Source organism: Xanthobacter flavus (genome assembly GCF_017875275.1).
In the GTDB taxonomy this organism is placed as follows: domain Bacteria; phylum Pseudomonadota; class Alphaproteobacteria; order Rhizobiales; family Xanthobacteraceae; genus Xanthobacter; species Xanthobacter flavus_A.
On the sequence record NZ_JAGGML010000001.1, the window covers coordinates 756,833 to 775,563 of the forward strand.

The 18,731-nt window shown below is 68.4% G+C and carries 16 protein-coding genes, 1 pseudogene and 1 riboswitch; of the genes and pseudogenes, 11 read left to right on the forward strand and 6 right to left on the reverse strand.

Translation table 11 applies throughout. The features are described from left to right. Positions 1-127: 127 nt before the first annotated feature. A complete protein-coding gene (locus J2126_RS03760) occupies positions 128-718 on the forward strand; it encodes a DUF1190 domain-containing protein (protein WP_209484092.1) in 591 nt (196 codons plus the stop codon). Continuing rightward, positions 718-1,872 carry a glutathionylspermidine synthase family protein gene (locus tag J2126_RS03765; RefSeq protein WP_209484094.1) on the forward strand — a complete coding sequence of 385 codons (1,155 nt, stop codon included), beginning with the start codon at positions 718-720 and terminating at the stop codon, positions 1,870-1,872. The genes J2126_RS03760 and J2126_RS03765 overlap by 1 nt, the downstream gene beginning before the upstream one ends. Before the next feature lie 8 nt (positions 1,873-1,880). Here J2126_RS03765 and J2126_RS25240 read toward each other — a convergent pair. The 6 genes and pseudogenes from J2126_RS25240 to J2126_RS03790 all read right to left on the reverse strand — a co-directional run. Beyond that, positions 1,881-2,018, reverse strand: a pseudogene (locus J2126_RS25240) (cation transporter); the annotation flags it as partial. A gap of 28 nt (positions 2,019-2,046) precedes the next feature. Further along, positions 2,047-2,919, reverse strand: a complete 873-nt coding sequence (uppP, locus tag J2126_RS03770) for an undecaprenyl-diphosphatase UppP (RefSeq protein ID WP_209484096.1) — start codon at positions 2,917-2,919, stop codon at positions 2,047-2,049. A gap of 154 nt (positions 2,920-3,073) precedes the next feature. Further along, complete coding sequence (locus J2126_RS03775) at positions 3,074-3,829, reverse strand: ABC transporter ATP-binding protein (protein WP_209484099.1); 756 nt, start codon at positions 3,827-3,829, stop codon at positions 3,074-3,076. Beyond that, positions 3,826-4,812: a FecCD family ABC transporter permease gene (locus tag J2126_RS03780; protein ID WP_209484101.1), complete on the reverse strand. Its 987-nt coding sequence runs from the start codon at positions 4,810-4,812 to the stop codon at positions 3,826-3,828. The genes J2126_RS03775 and J2126_RS03780 overlap by 4 nt, the downstream gene beginning before the upstream one ends. Next, entirely contained in the window at positions 4,812-5,729 is a 918-nt protein-coding gene (locus J2126_RS03785) for an ABC transporter substrate-binding protein (RefSeq protein ID WP_209484103.1), read from the reverse strand. The genes J2126_RS03780 and J2126_RS03785 overlap by 1 nt, the downstream gene beginning before the upstream one ends. A gap of 16 nt (positions 5,730-5,745) precedes the next feature. Continuing rightward, positions 5,746-7,731: a TonB-dependent receptor plug domain-containing protein gene (locus J2126_RS03790; protein ID WP_209484105.1), complete on the reverse strand. Its 1,986-nt coding sequence runs from the start codon at positions 7,729-7,731 to the stop codon at positions 5,746-5,748. A gap of 106 nt (positions 7,732-7,837) precedes the next feature. Continuing rightward, a riboswitch (cobalamin riboswitch) is annotated at positions 7,838-8,035 on the reverse strand. Positions 8,036-8,364: 329 nt separating this feature from the next. Between J2126_RS03790 and J2126_RS03795 the strand changes: the two genes are divergently transcribed. From J2126_RS03795 to J2126_RS03830, 9 genes are all read left to right on the forward strand, one after another. Continuing rightward, complete coding sequence (locus J2126_RS03795) at positions 8,365-9,585, forward strand: ABC transporter substrate-binding protein (protein WP_209484107.1); 1,221 nt, start codon at positions 8,365-8,367, stop codon at positions 9,583-9,585. Positions 9,586-9,891: 306 nt separating this feature from the next. Continuing rightward, a complete protein-coding gene (locus tag J2126_RS03800; protein WP_029554861.1) occupies positions 9,892-10,791 on the forward strand; it encodes a branched-chain amino acid ABC transporter permease in 900 nt (299 codons plus the stop codon). A gap of 5 nt (positions 10,792-10,796) precedes the next feature. Beyond that, on the forward strand, positions 10,797-12,788 hold the full coding sequence (locus J2126_RS03805; RefSeq protein WP_209484109.1) for a branched-chain amino acid ABC transporter ATP-binding protein/permease: 1,992 nt from the start codon (positions 10,797-10,799) through the stop codon (positions 12,786-12,788). A gap of 10 nt (positions 12,789-12,798) precedes the next feature. Next, on the forward strand, positions 12,799-13,521 hold the full coding sequence (locus J2126_RS03810; protein WP_209484111.1) for an ABC transporter ATP-binding protein: 723 nt from the start codon (positions 12,799-12,801) through the stop codon (positions 13,519-13,521). A 539-nt stretch (positions 13,522-14,060) separates the two neighbouring features. Beyond that, positions 14,061-14,150 (forward strand): K(+)-transporting ATPase subunit F, encoded by a 90-nt coding sequence (locus J2126_RS03815; protein ID WP_209484113.1) that lies wholly within the window; start codon positions 14,061-14,063, stop codon positions 14,148-14,150. A 10-nt stretch (positions 14,151-14,160) separates the two neighbouring features. After that, positions 14,161-15,870: a potassium-transporting ATPase subunit KdpA gene (gene kdpA, locus J2126_RS03820; protein ID WP_209484115.1), complete on the forward strand. Its 1,710-nt coding sequence runs from the start codon at positions 14,161-14,163 to the stop codon at positions 15,868-15,870. Position 15,871: 1 nt separating this feature from the next. Further along, positions 15,872-16,003 (forward strand): hypothetical protein, encoded by a 132-nt coding sequence (locus J2126_RS25580; RefSeq protein WP_281066332.1) that lies wholly within the window; start codon positions 15,872-15,874, stop codon positions 16,001-16,003. Positions 16,004-16,019: 16 nt separating this feature from the next. After that, positions 16,020-18,083: a potassium-transporting ATPase subunit KdpB gene (gene kdpB, locus J2126_RS03825; RefSeq protein WP_209484117.1), complete on the forward strand. Its 2,064-nt coding sequence runs from the start codon at positions 16,020-16,022 to the stop codon at positions 18,081-18,083. Between the two features lie 11 nt (positions 18,084-18,094). Then, positions 18,095-18,703 carry a K(+)-transporting ATPase subunit C gene (locus J2126_RS03830; RefSeq protein ID WP_209484119.1) on the forward strand — a complete coding sequence of 203 codons (609 nt, stop codon included), beginning with the start codon at positions 18,095-18,097 and terminating at the stop codon, positions 18,701-18,703. Positions 18,704-18,731: the final 28 nt, after the last annotated feature.

Here is an 18,731-nt window from a genome sequence, read left to right on the forward strand (position 1 = left end):
AGCGGACGCCGCGTCATCCGATTCCGCTTTACGTTGGGAGGAGACAACCTTAGGTTCCCCCTCCGCCGTGCGGGGGACCTTTGTGCGGGGGCTGGCGCGCGGGGGGAGTTCGGAGGGACGCGGCGCGATGAAGCGGTCTACTCAGATCAGCCTTGGCCTGCTCCTCGGCGGGACGGTGCTGACCTTCTACGCCTGCAGCGGCCCCGATGAGACCGCCGAACTCGTCTATGAAGGCAATCACGCGGACGCGGTGCGCCAGTGCGTCGCCGACGACGTGCCGGCGCAGACCTGCGCAACCGCCTATGCCGAGGCGCAGCGCGCCCATGCGCAGACCGCGCCGCGCTTCACCTCCCGCGCCGAGTGCGAGCGCGCCACCGACAGCGCCTGCGACTTCACGGTGGTGAAACGGTTCGACGGCACCCTCGCGGACGTGGTGGTGCCGCTCATGACCGGCTTTCTTCTCAGCCAGGCGCTGCCCGGCCGCGAGGCGAATGTGGGCACGCCGCTCTATCGCTCCCTGAAGGATCCGACCTCCTACCGGCAGCTCTCCGCCTTCACTCGCGTCAGTGCCGGCGTCGGTCCCGCAGGCGGCGGCGGCATGGCCCTCGGCCCGACGACGGTGGGCGGCGGCAAGGGCATCGGCGCGGGGGGACGCGGCGGGTTCGGTGCCCATGGCAGCGGCGGCAAGGGCGGCGGGGGAAAAGGCGGCGGCTCCTGATGCGGCGCCATTCCATCTCCCCGCGCCCGGACTGGCGGGCGACGGCGCAACGGCTCGGCTTCCACTTCGCCAACATGTATGGCGCGCCCTATTGGGATGAGAGCGCCATGTTCTCGTTCTCCCTCGCCGAGATCGAGGACGCCATTGAGGACCCCAGCCGCGACCTCCACCAGATGTGCCTCGCCCTCGCCGAACGGGCGGTGGCGGACCCGCGCGTCATGGCCCGGCTTGGCGTGCCGGAGGCTCATCGCGATCTGGTGGCTGCCTCGTGGCACGCCGCCGACCCCACGCTCTACGGCCGCTTCGATCTCGCCTACGACGGCACGGGGCCGGCCAAGCTATTGGAATACAACGCCGACACCCCCACCGGCCTTTATGAAGCCGCCGTCTTCCAGTGGATCTGGCTGGAGGAGGCGCGCGGCCTCGGCATCGTTCCTTCCGGCGCCGACCAGTTCAATTCGGTGCACGAACGCCTCGTGGCGCAGTTCGCCGCCATGGGCACCGCGCCGCGCCTCCACCTCGCCGGCATGCTGGACGATGTGGAGGACGGCGGCACGCTGGCCTATCTCGCAGATTGCGCGCAGCAGGCCGGCAACCGGGTGCAGCTCATCAACATGGCCGACATCGGTGTCGATGTGCGCGGACGCTTCATCGATCTCGACAATCTCGTCATCTCGTGGATGTTCAAGCTCTATCCGTGGGAATGGATGTTCGACGAGGCTTTCGCCGTACACCTCGCCGGCGCCCGCTGCGCCTTCATTGAGCCCCCGTGGAAGGCGATGCTCTCCACCAAGGCCATCCTGCCCTTGCTGTGGGAGATGTTCCCCGGCCACCCCAACCTGCTGCCGGCCTATTTCGCCGGAGACCCCCGCGCCGACGCGCTGGGCGATCACGTGGTGAAGCCGCTGTTCTCCCGCGAAGGCGAGAACGTGACGCTGGTGCGCGGCGGCCGAGCCCAGACGACGCCCGGACCCTACGGCGAAGAGGGCCATGTGGTGCAGGCGGCCGCCCCGCTCTTTGAATCCGCCCACGGATATGCGGTGATCGGCAGCTGGATCGTCGGCGACACCGCCTGCGGCATCGGCATCAGGGAGGACGCCTCCCCCATCACCGCCAACCTCTCCCGCTTCGTGCCGCACATCATCGACGGCTGAGCCCGCCCTCACGGCTCGGCGCGGTGCTCCTCGCGGGCGGCCTCCCCCACGTCCCGTGCGGCATCGAGGTTGAGGGCGGCGATGGCGAGGCCGACGATGAGGTCCGGCCAGGCCGAGCGCCAGAGGAAGGCGGTGACCCGAGGCGCGCGACGTGTCGAGAGCCCCGCGACAGGCTCAGGAGAGCACGCCCCGCCACACCGCCACCAGCAGGAACACGCCCATGCCGACGCGGTAGAACACGAAGGGCCAGGAGGAGAGGCGCTCCATCACCCGCATCAGCGTCCAGATGGCGACGAAGGCGGAGAGCGAGGCGGTGAGGAGGCCGACGCCAAGCACCTCCCAGCCCTGCATGTCGAGGCCGGCGTGGTGCAGCTCCAGCAATTCCTTCACGCCCGCCGCGAAGATGGCCGGCAGGCCGAGCAGGAAGGAGAAGCGCGCGGCATCCTCCCGGCGCAGGCCGAGGAACATGGCCGCCGTCAGCGTCGAGCCCGAGCGCGACACGCCGGGAATGAGCGCGCCCACCTGCGCGAGGCCCACCCCAAGCGCGTCGGGGAGCCTGATCTGCGCGAAGGTGCGGGTGTGGCGGCTGGTCATTTCCGCGATGCCCAGCAGCAGGCCCATGACAAGGCTCGCCGCGCCGATGACCCACAGTTCGCGCAGGGGCGAGCCGCAGGCATTGAGCTTGTCCTTCAGCAGCACGCCGCCGATGACGATGGGGATGGTGCCGAGGATGATGCCGAGCACCGTCTTCGGCGCGTGGGCGGTGAAATCTCCGGCCCGCACGGCGGAGAGGGAGCCGCAGGCGAGCGCGCGCAGATCGCTCCAGAAATAGGTGACCACCGCGAACAGAGCGGCGAGCTGCATGGCCGCCGAGAAGGCGGAGCCGGGATCGGGCCAGCCGAGCAGCGCCGGCACGAGGCGCATGTGCGCCGTGGAGGAGATGGGCAGAAGCTCGGTGATGCCCTGCACGACGCCGAGGATGGCGACCTTGCCGGTGCCGAGGGCGACGAACCCGGTGTCCACCCCGCTGGTGCAGACGCTGGCCATGGTGTCGGTTTCCGCTTGCTGTGAGAACGGCGGGGGACGGGAAAAACTGAAGGCCTTCGTTGCTATCCGCTTCGCGCCGGGGACGAAACCGGACAGGGTGCGCGTTGTCACCGCAGTCCCGTTGCGGAAGGGCGACGGATGTCCTGCCGCGGCCCTACTCCCGCCGCGCCCACGGCAGCACCACCGTCTCGCCGGCATGGGTGAGGCGCACGGCATCCACGCCAAAGGCGTCCGCGAGATAAGCGTCGTCGAGCACCTCTGTCGGCGTCCCCTCGGCGAGGAGGCGGCCGTCCTTCATCAAGGCGAGCCGATCGCAGAAGCGGCCGGCGAGGGTGAGATCGTGCAACACCGCCACCACCACGGCACCGCGCCGGGCGGTGTCGCGCAGCAGGGCCATCACTTCCAGCTGGTGCAGCGGATCGAGCGCGGCGGAGGGCTCGTCGGCGAGGAGGATCGGCGCCTCCACCGCCAGCGCGCGGGCGAGCAGCACCCGTGCCCGCTCGCCGCCGGAGAGGGTATCGGCCGAGCGGCGGGCAAGCCCTTCCACCCCGGCCGCCGCCATGGCCCGGCGCGCGGCATCGTCCACGACCGCCGCGCCATGGGGCAGGCGCCCCAGCGCCACCACCTCCTCCACCGGCAGAGGCCAGTGGATGCGGCCATCCTGCGGGAGATAGGCGATGGTCCGCCCGAGCCCCCGCCGGCCAATCTCGGCACCGCTGCGGCCGTCATAGAGCACGCGGCCGGAGGCCGGCGTCTCGAGGCCCGCGAGCACCCGCATCAGGCTGGTCTTGCCGGCGCCGTTGGGGCCGAGGAGGCCGAGGAAGATGCCGCCTTCAACCTCCAGACTGAGGTCCCGCACCAGCGTCGCGGCGCCGCGCGTGACGGTGACGGAACGGGCGTCAAGCCTCATGCCTCCCTCCCCCTGAGCCGCGCGAGGAGCACGAGGAAGAAGGGCGCGCCGATGAGCGCCGTCACCACGCCGAGCTGCAGCTCCGGCCGGGTGGGCACGAGGCGCACCGCGATGTCCGCGCCGAGGGTGAGCGCCGCGCCCGCGAGCCCGCTCGCGGCCAGCAGCCGGCCCGGCCGGTGCCCGACCAGCGGGCGCACCAGATGGGGCACCACGAGGCCGACGAAGCCGATGGCTCCCGCCACCGCCACGCTCGCCCCCACCGCAGCCGCCGTGCCGCCGATGACGAGGAGGCGCACCCGGCGCAGCGGGAAGCCGAGGCTTTCAGCGGCGTCCTCGCCCAATGTCAGCGCATCGAGCGCCGGGCCGGTGGCGAGCACCAATACCCAGCCCACCGCCATGAAGGGCAGCGCCAGCGCCACATGCACAAGGCTGCGGTCGGCCAGCGAGCCCATGAGCCAGAACACCAGCTCCAGCGCCGCATAGGGGCTCGGCGCCAGATTCAGCGCCAGCGCGGTAAGCGCGCCGGCGAGGCTGGAGAGCGCGACGCCGGCGAGGATCAGCATCACCGTCCCCGCGCCCCGCGCGGCGAGGGCGAGCAGCACGGCGGTGGCCGCAGCGGCACCCATCAGACCACCCAGTGGCAGGGCCAGCGCGAAGGAGGTGGAGAAGCCGAAATAGAAGGCGATCACCGCCCCCAGCGCCGCCGCGCCGGAGACGCCCACCACGCCGGGATCGGCCAAAGGATTGCGCATCAGCCCCTGCAAGGCCGCCCCGGTGAGGCCGAGGCTGAAGCCCACCGCCGCGCCGAGGATGGCGCGCGGCAGGCGCAGCTCCGACAGCACCAGCGCGGCAACGCTCGGCCGGCCGGCGAGGAGATCACCGAAGGCAGTGCCAAGGTCGAGCGGGGCATAGCCCACCGCCACCGAGGCGCAGAACAACACCGCGACCAGAAGGCCGAGGCCGAGGACAACGCGCGAGGGCATCAGCGCGTCCCCTCGGCGGCGGCGTGGTGGACGCCCCCCGCTGCCGGCCGCCCGGCTTCCGGGCCGGACAAACGGGCACGGGCCGCAGCCAAAAGGGCTGCCGCCTCGGCAAGGTCCGGCCCGGCGCAGGTCCACAGCCTGAGCGGCAAAGCCAGCGTGCGATCCTTGAAGGGGGCGAGCGCGGGGTGATGCAGCAAGGCGTCGGCGAGGGAGGGCGGCGCCGCCTCATCAGCATTCACCACCACGAGGTCGGGCGCGGCGCGCACGATCTCCTCCAGCGCCAGCTGGCCCATCTTGTCCGTGGGCAGGCGTGCCGCGAGGTTGGCAAGCCCGGCCTTCGCCATCAATTCATCCGCCAGCGAGCCGCGGCCGGTGGTGAAGCCGTTGGGGCGCAGAACAACGGCGGAGGGGCGCTCGCCCGCGACCGGCGGCAGGCGCGCGAAGGCCGCTTCCATCTCCCGCACCATGGCCGCGCCTCGCTCCGGCACGCCGAGGCGTTCGGCCACCATGCGGATCTGGGCGTAGGCCTCGTCGAGGGTCTGCGGCTCGGCCAGTTCAAGCACCTCGAAGCCGAGTCGGCGCAGCATGGCGGTGGCGGTGCGCGTGGTGTAGGCGCCGGCCAGCACCAGGTCCGGCTTCAGCGGCACCACCTCTTCCGCCAGCCCACGATTGACGGGGACCGCGCGCGCAAGGTCCGCCACGTTGGACGAGAGCGGATCGCGCGCGAGATGGGTGACGGAGAGCACCTGCCCGGCATCGGCGAGCCGGAGGGCCATTTCGTCCGTGCACAGGTTGAGCGAGACAACGCGGGGCCGGGCATGTGGCGGAACAGGGGCTTCCTCCGCCCGCGCCGGGGCGCAGGCGAGAAGAGCGGCCAAGAGACCCGCCGGGAAAAGCCCGGCCGCCGCGAACCTCACCGCCTCACCATGCGCTTCACCATGTGAGCCTCACCCCGCCATAGGCGCCGAAGCCGGGGGCGAGGAAGCCGTTGGGGTTCTCGTAGGTCTGGTTGAACAGATTGTCGATGCGCCCGAACACGCTGGTGGCGGCATTGAGCCGGTAGTTCGCCGCCAGGTTCACCACCGTGTAGCCGGGCTGGTCGATGTAGTTCGACGTGAGGCGCACGATGTCCCACCAGGAGGAGGCATAGACGAGGCTCGCCGCCAGATCGAGCTCATCGGTGGGCCGCCAGCCAAGCGTCAGGCTCACCTTGTTGTTGGGCCGGCGCAGGGGATAGCAGGAGGTGGCATCGATGGGCGCGCAGGCGGCGCCGAAGGGCTGGCCGGGCGGCACAGAACCCACCACGTCGGTGTAGGTGTAGTCCACCCGCGCGTCGATCCGGTCCGTCACCTTCACCGCCACGAACGCCTCCACGCCCTGCGAGACGGCGCTGGAGATGTTGACGTTCTGGTACGTCACCGGATCGTAGCTGATGAGGTTGGTGATGGTGTTGTGGAAGTACGTCACCCCGAACAGCACCCGCTCCGCGAACGCCTTCTGTTCGAAGCCTAAATCCCAGCCCTCGCTCTCCTCCGGCTGGAGGCTCGCATTGCCATAATAGGGCGCGTAGAGCTGGTAGAGCGTGGGCGCCTTGAAGCCGGTGCCGTAGCTCGCCTTCAGCTTGGTGCCCGTCTCGTCGAACAGCAGCGCGGGGGCGAGGCGGTAGGTGGTGTGGTCGCCGAAGCTGTCGTCGCTGTCGTAGCGCACGTTGGCGGCGAAGAAGAGCCGGTTCCAGAGATTGCCCTGGTATTCGGCATAGACGCCCGTGTCGCCGGTGGAGGCGTCAACCGTGGTGTAGGCCGTGGAAGAGGTCATGGCCTCGTTCCGCCGCTCCGCGCCCACCAGCAGGTTCTGGCCCGGTGCGACAAGATAGTTGGAGCGGACGTAATAGACCTGCCGGTCGCCGTCATAGGTGCCGTTCACGTCCGGGTTCGGCCCCACGGTGGGGCTCGACGAGGTCATCTCGCTCGCGCCGAATGTGGTGACGAGGGCGCCATCGAGCGCGGTCCACACGCCCTCCCCCTTGGTGAAGAACATGCCCGTATAGGATGTGGAGCGCAGCGCCGCTGGAAGGCCGGCATAGGTGGGCGGGGGAAACGTGTCCGGCGTGAAGGCGAGGCTGGTGTCGATGTAGCGCGCGACGAAATTCACCGCGAGCGTCTCGGTGGCCTGCCAGTCGAGCCGGGTGGAGTAGGTCCAGTTGTCATAGGCATTGGGATTGCGCGGCCAGAAGGGCGGGGCAATGTTCTGCGGCGTCACCGGAATATCGGTGGAGGAGAAGTGGGTGACGTTGAACGAATAGGCCAGCTTCTCGGTGGAGCCTGTGAGGCTCGCATACTGGTTGAAGGTGCCGAGCGCGCCGCCCTCCACATAGGCCGACACCTTGGGCGGCCCCTCGCCCTTCCTGGTGGTGATGGAGATGACGCCGCCGATGGCGTCCGAGCCGTAGAGGCCGGATTGCGGGCCACGCAGCACCTCCACGCGTTCGAGATCGGAGGCGAGCAGCTTGCCGAAATCGAACGCGCCGTTGGTGGCGGCGGGATTGCCGGCGTCGATGCCGTCGATCAGCACCTTCACATGGTTGGAATTGGTGCCCCGGATGAACACCGAGGTGGTGCCCCCCGGCCCGCCGGTCTGCACCACGTTGAGGCCGGGCAGCGATTGCAGAACGTCCGGCAAGGTGCGCTGCTGGTTGCGGGCGATGTCCTGCTCGGTGACGATGCTGACCGAACTCGCCACCTCGGTCTCGGGGGTGGGGATGCCGGTGGCGCTGACCACCAGTTCCGGCAGGTCGCCGGCATTCTGGTCGTCTGCATTCAGATTTTGGGTCTGGGCGAGCGCGGAGGGAACGCAGGCAAGAGCCAGCAGGGCCGCGGCCGGCAGCGCGCGGCGGGATCGGAACGGGAAAAGGGACGGCATGAGGAACTCGACGGCACGGGTGGTCCGTCACCGCGAACGAGGCATGCCCGGCCCTATCGGACCGGGACAAAACCGCCATCAGGAGAACCCCGCCCGATGTGCTCGCGCGTGACCACGGCTGACGGCAGGTCTCCTGGCTCGCGGGTCGCCGCCCTTGTGCCGCCTTCCCAGGCCTTGCGACCCAGTGGCTGATGGCAGAGGACTCGCCGCTTACAGTTGCGGGGGCAGCCGCGGCATATCCGGCAAGGCCGGAGCACCGCGTTCCCTTTTGATCCCTTGCGGGAACCGTCGCCACGACCATAGGCGGGGGCGGTCCCTCGCGTCAACGAATCCTTCGCATCTGCAAAAACTTGAACGCAACTGCGGAAAGACCTCGCGTAACCGCGAGCGTAGCGATCACATCTTGCGCTTTGCTTCACCAAACGCGTGGTCCGAAACCACCACCGCGCCGTAAATTCTGCATGCGACTGCCTGCAAAAACGGCACCAGCAAAGGCTCGACCCTCCTTCCGCTAGGTTATGGTAGCGCACGGTTCTCAATTCGCTTAAACGATTGAGAGCCGCCCCGTCCTGCGGGAGGGTGGGCACTACTAAAGTATAATAACCGAATAATCGGACACACAGGGAGTAGAAGATGCGACTGAGGAGCATGGTCGCGGCTTTGGCCGCAGGCGTTGCCGTTTTCGGGCTTGCCTTTTCCGGCGCAGCCTACGCCGCCGACCCCATCAAAATCGGACTCACCGGCCCCTTCACCGGCGGCTCGTCCTCCATGGGCGTGAGCATGCGCGACGGCGTGAAGCTCGCCGTGGATGAGGTGAACAAGGCCGGGGGCGTACTGGGCCGTCCCCTCCAGCTCGTCGAGCGTGACGACGAGGCCAAGAACGAGGTGGGCGTGCAGATCGCCCAGGAGCTCATCAACAAGGAAGGCGTCGTCGCTACCCTCGGCTACATCAACACCGGCGTGGCGCTGGCCTCCCAGCGCTTCTATCAGGAAGCCGAGATTCCAGTGATCAACAACGTGGCCACCGGCACCCTCATCTCCAAGCAGTTCGTGCCGCCGGACAACAAGAACAACTACATCTTCCGCACCTCCGCCAACGACGCCATCCAGAGCGCCATGATCGCCGACGAGGCGGTGAAGCGGCAGGGTTTCAAGAAGCCGGCCATCCTCGCCGACTCGACCAATTACGGCCAGCTCGGCCGCGCCGATCTGGTGAAGGCCCTCGCCACCATGGGCGTGAAGCCGGTTGCCGAAGAAAAGTTCAACATCGGCGACACCGACATGACCGCGCAGCTGCTGCGCGCCAAGGAGGCCGGCGCCGACGTGGTGCTGACCTACGCCATCGGCCCCGAACTGGCGCAGATCGCCAACGGCATGGCCAAGCTCGGCTGGAAGGTGCCCATGATCGGCTCGTGGACGCTCTCCATGGCCAATTTCATCGACACCGCCGGTGCCAACGGCAACGGCGCGATGATGCCGCAGACCTTCATCCAGCTGCCGGACACCCCCAAGCGCAAGGCCTTCATCGAGGCCTATCAGGCCGCCTACAAGATCGACCGCATGCCCTCGCCGGTCTCCGCCGCGCAGGGCTATGATTCGGTGCTGCTGCTCGCCGCCGCCATCAAGCAGGCGGGCTCCACCGACGGCCGCAAGGTCCGCGAGGCGCTGGAAAACCTCAGCACCAAGGTCGAGGGCGTGGTCACCGTCTACGACAAGCCCTTCTCCGCCACCGACCACGAGGCCATCACCGCCAACATCCCGGTGTTCGGCCTCGTGAAGGACGGCCGCGTGGTCGCCGCCCACCCCGAGGACATCGCCGGCGACAAGGCGGTGCGGGTGAAGGCGAAGAACTGAGGCTGACCGGGCCGCGTCCACTAGCTGACCCGGCCCTTTTGTGCGCCGTCATCCCCCGGCTTGTCCGGGGGATCCACGGGGTGACCTGGCGGCCTGCGAAGTAACAAAGAGCTGACCAGGCGGCGAAGTGGATGCCCCGGACGAGCCGGGGCATGACGGAACTGGGTGGGGTGTCGGTTCATAACCCGCCCCGCGATCAGCCCCCTTCACCCCACACCATTCGGATCGCCGCGCCATCGAGCGCGGCGGCCGGTTCGCCGGAACCCTGCCGTGACGCGGGGGCCGCGCCCCCTTCCGGAGATCGTCATGAACGTCCTCTCGCAGCTCATCGTGAGCGGCATCGCCGTGGGCATGATCTACGGCGTCATCGCCTTCAGCTATCAGCTCACCTTCGCCACCTCGAAGACCCTGAACTTCGGCCAGGGCGAGGCCCTGATGCTGGGGGCGCTGGTGGGCCTCACCACCATCAATTTCCTCATCGGCCAGGCGCTCGGCACCCTGTGGGCCTACCTGCTCATGCTGCCCATCGTCTTCGCCTTCGGCCTCGCGCAGGGCGCGGTGGTGGAATGGCTCGGCGTGCGGCAGGCGGTGAAGGCGAAGTCGGAAGCCGGCTGGATCATGGCGACCATCGCGCTGGGCATCATCTTCCGCAATCTCGCCGAGAACATCTGGGGCCGCGACGCGCTGCGCTTCCCCTCCCCGCTGCCGGAGGCGGCGCTCACCATCGGCCCGGTGCGCATCCAGCCCATGGAGATCGCCATCGTCATCGGCGCGCTCGCCATCATGCTGGCGGTGGAAATCTTCAACCGGCGCTCCATCTTCGGCAAGGCCGTGGTGGCCACCGCCAATGACCGCGACGCGGCGGGCCTGATGGGCATCGACACGCGGCGCGTCATCACCTTCTCCTACGCGCTCTCCTCCATGACCGCGGCGTTCGCCGGCGTGCTCATCGCCCCCGTCACCCTCACCGGCGCCACCATGGGCGCGGTACTGGGGCTGAAGGCGTTCGCGGTGGCCATCATCGGCGGCCTGTCGAGCGGCATGGGCGTCATCGTCGGCGGCCTCATCCTCGGCATCACCGAGACGCTGACCGGCTACTACATCTCCACCGGCTACAAGGACGTGCCGGGCCTCGTGCTGCTGCTGCTGGTGCTCTCGCTGAAGCCCTCGGGCCTGTTCGGCCGCGCCACCATCAAGAAGGTCTGAGCCCCATGCTCGCGCGCCGCCTCCTCTCCTCCACGGGGTCGCTCCTCGGCCTCGCGGTGCTCGTCGTGCTGCCGTTCGTGGTGACGAGCCCCTATTATCTCCACCTGCTGGTGACCATCGCCATCTTCTCGATCCTGCTGCTCGGGCTCGACGTGGTGTTCGGCTATACGGGCGAGGTGTCCATCGGCCATGCCGCGCTGTTCGGCATCGGCGCCTACACGGCCGGCTGCCTCGCCATGCATTTCGGCATCGGCTTCTGGCCGGCGCTGCCCTTGGCCATCGTCGTCGCCTGCCTGTTCGGCGTGGTGCTGGCGCTGCCGGCGCTGCGCGTCACCGGCCCCTATCTCGCCATGGTGACGCTGGCCTTCGGCACCATCGTGCAGATCCTCATCAACGAGATGACGGACCTCACCAACGGTCCCCTCGGCATCAAGCTGACGACGCCCCTCTTCATCGACCTCAGGTGGCTCGGCGACACCATTCCGCTGTTCGACATGTCGCTGAAGCGCATGAAGGAAGTGGAATATTACTACATCGCCGCCATCGCGCTGGTGCTCACCCTCATCATCATCAACCGCATCCTCGCCTCCCACCTCGGCCGGGCGTTCGAGGCGCTGCGCGACAGCCCCATCGCGTCCGATTGCATGGGCGTGTCGGTCTACAAGCACAAGGTGCTGGCCTTCGTGATCTCCGCCGGCCTCGCCGGCCTCGCGGGGGCGCTGTTCGCCTATTCGGAGCAGTATATCGCGCCGAACAATTTCGGCTTTGAGCTGTCGGTGCAGTTCCTGCTGGCGGTCACGGTGGGCGGGCGCAAGTCTCGGCTGGGGCCGATCCTCGGCGCGGTCATCATCGTGTTCCTGCCGAACCTGCTGTCCGACATCGAGCTGTTCCGCTACATCGCCGGCACCATCGCGCTCATCGCCGTCATCGCCGGCGCGCGGGTCTTCGTGAAGGATCCGGAGAACCGCGTGCGCAACGCCATTCCCGTGGTGCTGTGCCTCGCCTTCTTCGTCTTCTCGATGCTGCTGCAGAAGATCACCGACTACAAGCTCGCCGTCTTCGGCGTGATGATCCTGTTCGTGGTCTATTATCTGCCGGACGGCATCGTCGGCTTCCTGAAGCGCGCCGCCGCACAGCTCTGGCCGAGCCTCGTGCAGTCCCACGCCGTCATCCACGCCGACACCCACGGCAAGGCGGTCACCGCCTCCCACGAAGGCCATTCGGGCGTGCTGCTCCACGTGGACAATGTGGTGATGCAGTTCGGCGGCCTGCGGGCGCTGGATCAGGTCTCCATCGAGGTGAAGCCCGGCACCATCCACGGCCTCATCGGGCCGAACGGCTCGGGCAAGAGCACCATGATGAACGTGCTCACCGGCATCTATGTGCCCACGGCCGGCGCCGTCCGGTTCAAGGGGCAGGACATGGCCGGCAAGACCTCTTCCGACATCGCCAGCGAGGGCATCGCCCGCACCTTCCAGAACGTGCAGCTCTTCGCCGAGCTGACCCTGATCGAGAACGTGCTGGTGGGCCTCCACCACACCTATCAGGCGACCTTCGCCGAGGTGGCGCTGGGCCTGCCGCGCATAAGGCGGGAGGAGAAGGCGGCGCGCGAGCGGGCCATGAGCCTCCTCGCCTTCGTCGGCCTCTCGGACCTCGCCAACGAGGAGGCGCGCAACCTGCCGTATGGTAAGCAGCGCCTGCTGGAGATCGCCCGCGCACTGGCCCTCGATCCCGCCCTCCTGCTGCTCGACGAGCCCGCCGCCGGCCTCACCGCGCCGGACATCAAGCACCTCGTGGAGATCATCAAGAAGGTGCGCCACGCGGGGCTCACCATCGTGCTCATCGAGCATCACATGGATGTGGTGATGGGCCTGTGCGACACGGTGACGGTGCTGGACTTCGGCCAGAAGATCGCCGAGGGCAAGCCAGCCGAGGTGCAGGCCAACGAGCGCGTCATCGAGGCCTATCTCGGCGGCGCCGCCGCTGCGGCGGAATGAGGAGATCGCCATGCTCGAAGTGAACGATCTCGTCGCCGGCTACGGCAAGGTGAAGGTGCTGCACGGCCTCTCCCTCAAGGTGGAGGAAGGCCGGCTCGTCACCCTCATCGGCTCCAACGGCGCCGGCAAGACGACGACGCTGCGCGCCATCTCCGGCATGATCGTGCCGGAATCGGGCACGGTGCGGCTAGGGGGCGAAGACCTCACCGGCCAGCCCTCCTTCAAGATCACCAAGAAGGGCCTCGCCCACTCGCCCGAGGGGCGGCGCGTGTTCCCCACCCAGAGCGTGAAGGACAACCTTCTGCTCGGCGCCTTCCCCCGCCTCACGGGGGCGCGGGAGCGCGGCGACGTGGAGGGCGACCTCGACCGCATGTTCACGCTCTTCCCGCGCCTCGCCGAGCGCCGCGCCCAGCTTGCCGGCACCCTCTCCGGCGGCGAGCAGCAGATGCTCGCCATGGCCCGCGCGCTGATGCTGAACCCGCGCGTGCTGCTCCTGGACGAGCCCTCCATGGGCCTCGCCCCGCGCCTCGTGGCGGAGGTGTTCGCCACCATCGCGCGGCTCAAGGAGCAGAAGATCACCATGCTGCTGGTGGAGCAGTTCGCCGCCGCCGCGCTGGAGGTGGCCGATTTCGGCTATGTGCTGGAGAACGGTCGCGTCGCCGCCAAGGGTCCGGCGGAAGCGCTGCGCAACGACAGCGCGGTGCGCGCCGCCTATCTCGGACACGCCCACTGAGTGGAGCCGCCCACTGAGGGCGAACGCCTGATTGCAACACGAAGGGCGCCCCAGTGGGCGCCTTTTTTGTTGGTCCGGAAGTGCTCCATCCCAGCGCTTTTCTTTATGGGATTTTTATTTCGGCCCATCGCGGCCCGTCTCGAATCTTTATGCGCAAGGTGACACCTTTCGATCGCTGAGCAGCGGCCGGGCGAAAAGGTTCCGGCGCTGCGGCCGGTCGCGACGCAGGTCCTCCCGCGTCATTGCGGCCCGACACTTCTGCGAGGACGGACGTCCCATGCTCGACATTCTGATGCTCGCCCTGACCGGCGGGCTTTTCGCTCTCGCCATCGGCTACGGCTACGCCTGCGAGCGGCTCTAGCGCCGGCTTACGGCAAGAAAGCTCTTCGGCCACCCAAGCCGTCATGCCCTGGCTTGTCCGGGGCATTCACTGCGTCGCCCTCTGCGCGCCACAAGACCTCGCACCCGGCTAGCCGCGAAGTGGATCCCCGGACAAGCCGGGGGATGACCAACCTTCATAGTATTCGAAGGAAAAATCCATGACCCTAGACTTCGCATTGGGAGGCCTCATCACGATAGGCCTCCTCTTCTACCTCACCCTCGCGTTGCTGAAGCCCGAGCGGTTCTGAGGAGGCACCGATGACCCTCAACGGCTGGATCCAGATCGCCCTGTTCTGCGCGATCATTCTCGCGCTCACCCCGCTCCTCGGCGGCTACATGACCCGCGTGTTCGCGGGCGAGCGCACATTCCTCTCCCCGGTCCTGCGCCCGGTGGAAGGCGCCCTCTACGCCCTCGCCGGCGTGGACGCCAAGCGCGAGCAGACGTGGCTCGGCTACACCCTCGCCATGCTGGTGTTCCACGTAGGCGGCTTCCTCATCCTCTATGCGATCCTGCGCCTGCAGGACCTGCTGCCGCTGAACCCGCAGGAGATGGCGGCGATGCCGCCGGACCTGTCGCTGAACACCGCCGTCAGCTTCCTCACCAACACCAACTGGCAGAATTACGGTGGCGAGAGCACGCTCAGCTATCTCGCGCAGATGCTGGGGCTGACCCACCAGAACTTCCTCTCCGCCGCCACCGGCATCGCGCTGGCGGTGGCGCTGATCCGCGGCTTCTCCCGCGCCTCGGCGCAGACGGTGGGCAATTTCTGGGTGGATGTGACCCGCTGCACCCTCTACGTGCTGCTGCCGCTCTGCATTCCCTACACCCTGTTCCTCGTCTGGCAGGGCATCCCGCAGACGCTCGGGCCCTATGTGGATGCGACCACGCTGGACGGCGCGAAGCAGACCATCGCGGTCGGCCCCGTGGCCTCGCAGGTGGCGATCAAGATGCTCGGCACCAATGGCGGCGGCTTCTTCAACGCCAATGCCTCGCACCCGTTCGAGAACCCCACCGCGCTCTCCAATTTCGTGCAGATGCTCTCCATCTTCGCGCTGGGCGCGGGCCTTACCAACGTGTTCGGCCGCATGGTGGGCGACGTGCGCAAGGGCTGGGCGATCCTCGCCGCCATGGGCGTCATCTTCGTCGCGGGTGTGGCCGTCACCTATTGGGCCGAGTCCGCCGGCACGCCGGGGCTGAACGCGCTGGGGCTGACGGGCGGCAACATGGAAGGCAAGGAGGTGCGCTTCGGCATCGTCGCCTCGGCTCTCTTCGCCGTCATCACCACCGCCGCCTCCTGCGGCGCGGTGAACGCGATGCATGACAGCTTCACCGCGCTCGGCGGCATGATCCCGCTCATCAACATGGAGCTGGGCGAGATCATCGTCGGCGGCGTGGGCGCGGGCATGTACGGCATGCTGCTGTTCGTGGTGGTGGCCATGTTCGTGGCCGGCCTCATGGTGGGTCGCACGCCCGAATATGCCGGCAAGAAGATCGAGGCCAAGGAAGTGAAGATGGCGATGCTCGCCATCCTCGTCCTGCCCTTGATGATGCTCGGCTGGACCGCGGTCGCCACCGTGCTGCCCTCGGCGGTGGCCTCCATCGCCAATCCCGGGCCGCACGGCTTCTCCGAGATCCTCTACGCCTTCACCTCGGCGACGGCGAACAACGGCTCGGCCTTCGGCGGGCTCACCGGCAACACGCCCTTCTACAATGTGACGCTTGCCATCTCCATGTTTATCGGCCGCTTCATGATGATCGTGCCGGCCATGGCGCTGGCGGGATCGCTCGCGGCGAAGAAGACCGTGCCGGCGTCGGCGGGCACCTTTCCCACCCGTGGCGGGCTCTTCGTCGGCCTGCTGGTGGGCGTCATCCTCATCGTCGGCGGCCTCACCTTCTTCCCGGCGCTCGCGCTCGGGCCGATCGTGGAGCACCTCGCGGCGGTGGCCGGCCAGACCTTCGGGGGCTGAGATGGCACGCAGCACCCCTCCCGCGCGGGCTCCGGCCCTGCGCACCTCCGAACTCATCCTCCTTTTGACCCTCGCCGCCTTCGTCCTCGTCGCCGCCATCCAGATGGTGGCGCTCGTTGTCGGCAAACCCTGATTTCCGGGAGCCATCCATGGCCAAGCCCCGTTCCAGCAGCATCCTCGACCCGGCCATCCTGGTGCCGGCCATCGGCGCGTCGTTCAAGAAGCTCGATCCGCGCGCGATGGTGAAGAACCCGGTGATGTTCGTGGTGGAGGTGGTCGCCCTCCTCACCACAATTCTCTTCGTCCGCGACGTCGTGGCGGGAGGGAGCGGCCTCGGCTTCTCCTTCCAGATCATCCTGTGGCTGTGGTTCACCGTGCTGTTCGCCAATTTCGCGGAAGCGGTGGCGGAAGGGCGCGGAAAGGCGCAGGCGGATTCGCTCCGCCGCACCCGAGCGGAGACGCAGGCGAAGCTCCTCACCGGTGCCGGCAATGACTGGCGAGAGGTGGCCGGCACCTCGCTCAAGGTCGGCGACGTGGTGCTGGTGGAGGCGGGCGACGTGATCCCCTCCGACGGCGAGGTGGTGGAGGGCGTCGCCTCGGTCAACGAGGCGGCCATCACCGGCGAGAGCGCGCCGGTGATCCGCGAGAGCGGCGGCGACCGCTCCGCCGTCACCGGCGGCACCACGGTCATCTCCGACCACATCAAGGTGCGCATCACCGCGGCGGCCGGCTCCACCTTCCTCGACCGCATGATCCACCTGGTGGAAGGGGCGGAGCGGCAGAAGACGCCGAACGAGATCGCCCTCAATATCCTGCTCGCCGGCATGACGCTGATCTTCGTCTTCGCCACCGCCTCCATCCCGAGCTTCGCCGCCTATGCGGGGGGCACCATCTCCGTGGTGGTGCTGGTGGCGCTGTTCGTGACGCTCATCCCCACCACCATCGGCGCGCTGCTCTCCGCCATCGGCATCGCCGGCATGGATCGCCTGGTGCGCTTCAACGTGCTCGCCATGTCCGGCCGCGCGGTGGAGGCGGCGGGCGACGTGGACACGCTGCTCCTCGACAAGACCGGCACCATCACGCTCGGCAACCGGCAGGCGGCGGAGTTCCGCCCCGTTCGCGGGGTGACCGCGCAGGATCTGGCGGACGCGGCGCAGCTCGCCTCCCTCGCCGACGAGACGCCGGAGGGCCGCTCCATCGTCGTGCTGGCGAAGGAGAAATACGCCATCCGCGGCCGCGACATGGCGACCCTGAACGCCCATTTCGTGCCCTTCACCGCCCAGACCCGCATGAGCGGCGTGGATGTGGACGGAAGCGTGATCCGCAAGGGCGCGGTGGATGCCATCCTGAAGGATCTCCAGGCGTCCGGTGCGGGCGCGCGCCCGCTCTCGCCGGAGACGCTGCGCGAGGTGCAGGCCATCGCCGAGGAGATCGGCAAGGCCGGCGGCACCCCTTTGGCCGTCGCGCGGGATGGTCGGGTGCTGGGCGTCGTCTATCTTAAGGACATCGTGAAGGGCGGCATCCGCGAGCGCTTCGCCGAATTGCGCCGCATGGGCATCCGCACGGTGATGATCACCGGCGACAACCCGCTGACCGCTGCCGCCATCGCCGCCGAGGCGGGCGTGGACGACTTCCTCGCCGAGGCCACCCCCGAGGCGAAGCTGAAGCTCATCCGCGACGAACAGGCCAAGGGCAAGCTGGTCGCCATGTGCGGCGACGGCACCAACGACGCCCCGGCCCTCGCCCAGGCGGATGTGGGCGTCGCCATGAACACCGGCACGGTGGCCGCCCGCGAGGCCGGCAACATGGTGGACCTCGACAGCGACCCGACCAAGCTCATCGAGATCGTGGAGATCGGCAAGGCGCTGCTGATGACGCGCGGCTCGCTCACCACCTTCTCCATCGCCAATGATGTCGCGAAGTATTTCGCCATCATCCCGGCCATGTTCGTGGCCTTCTACCCGCAGCTCGGCGCCTTGAACGTGATGGGCCTCGCCTCGCCGCAGAGCGCCATCCTCTCGGCCATCATCTTCAACGCCCTCATCATCATCGCCCTCATTCCGTTGGCGCTGAAGGGCGTCACCTTCCGGCCCATCGGGGCGGCGGCGCTGCTGAAGCGGAACCTTCTCATCTACGGTCTCGGCGGGATCGTGGTGCCCTTCGCCGGCATCAAGCTGATCGACGTGGCCGTCACCGCCCTCCACCTCGTCTGAGGAGAGCCCCCATGCTCAACACCCTCCGTCCCGCCTTCGTCCTCGTCGTCCTTCTGACGGCGCTGACGGGCCTCGCCTACCCCCTCGCCATGACCGGCGCCGCGCAGCTCATCTTTCCCGCGCAAGCCAATGGCAGCCTCATCGAGAAGAACGGCACCGTGGTGGGCTCGGCCCTCATCGGGCAGGCCTTCACCTCGGAGCGCTACTTCCACGGCCGGCCCTCCGCCACCACCGGCGCCGATCCGGCGGATGCGTCCAAGACCGTTCCCCAGCCCTACAATGCCTCCAATTCCATGGGCTCGAACCTCGGCCCCACCAACCCCGCGCTGTTCGAGCGGGTGAAGGGCGACATGGCGGCGCTGAAGGCCGAGAATCCCGGCGCGGCGGTGCCGGTGGACCTCGTCACCACCTCCGCCTCGGGGCTCGATCCGGACATCTCGCCGGAGGCCGCCCTGTTCCAGGTGCCGCGCATCGCCAAGGCGCGCGGCGTCAATGAGGACGTGCTGCACCGGCTGGTGGCGCAGACCACGCAGGAGCCGACCTTCGGCCTCCTCGGCGAGCCCAGGGTGAATGTGCTCGCCCTCAATCTCGCGCTGGACCGCTTCGCCGGCGCAAAATAGAAAAAGCGGGACCGCAGCGGCCCGGCCC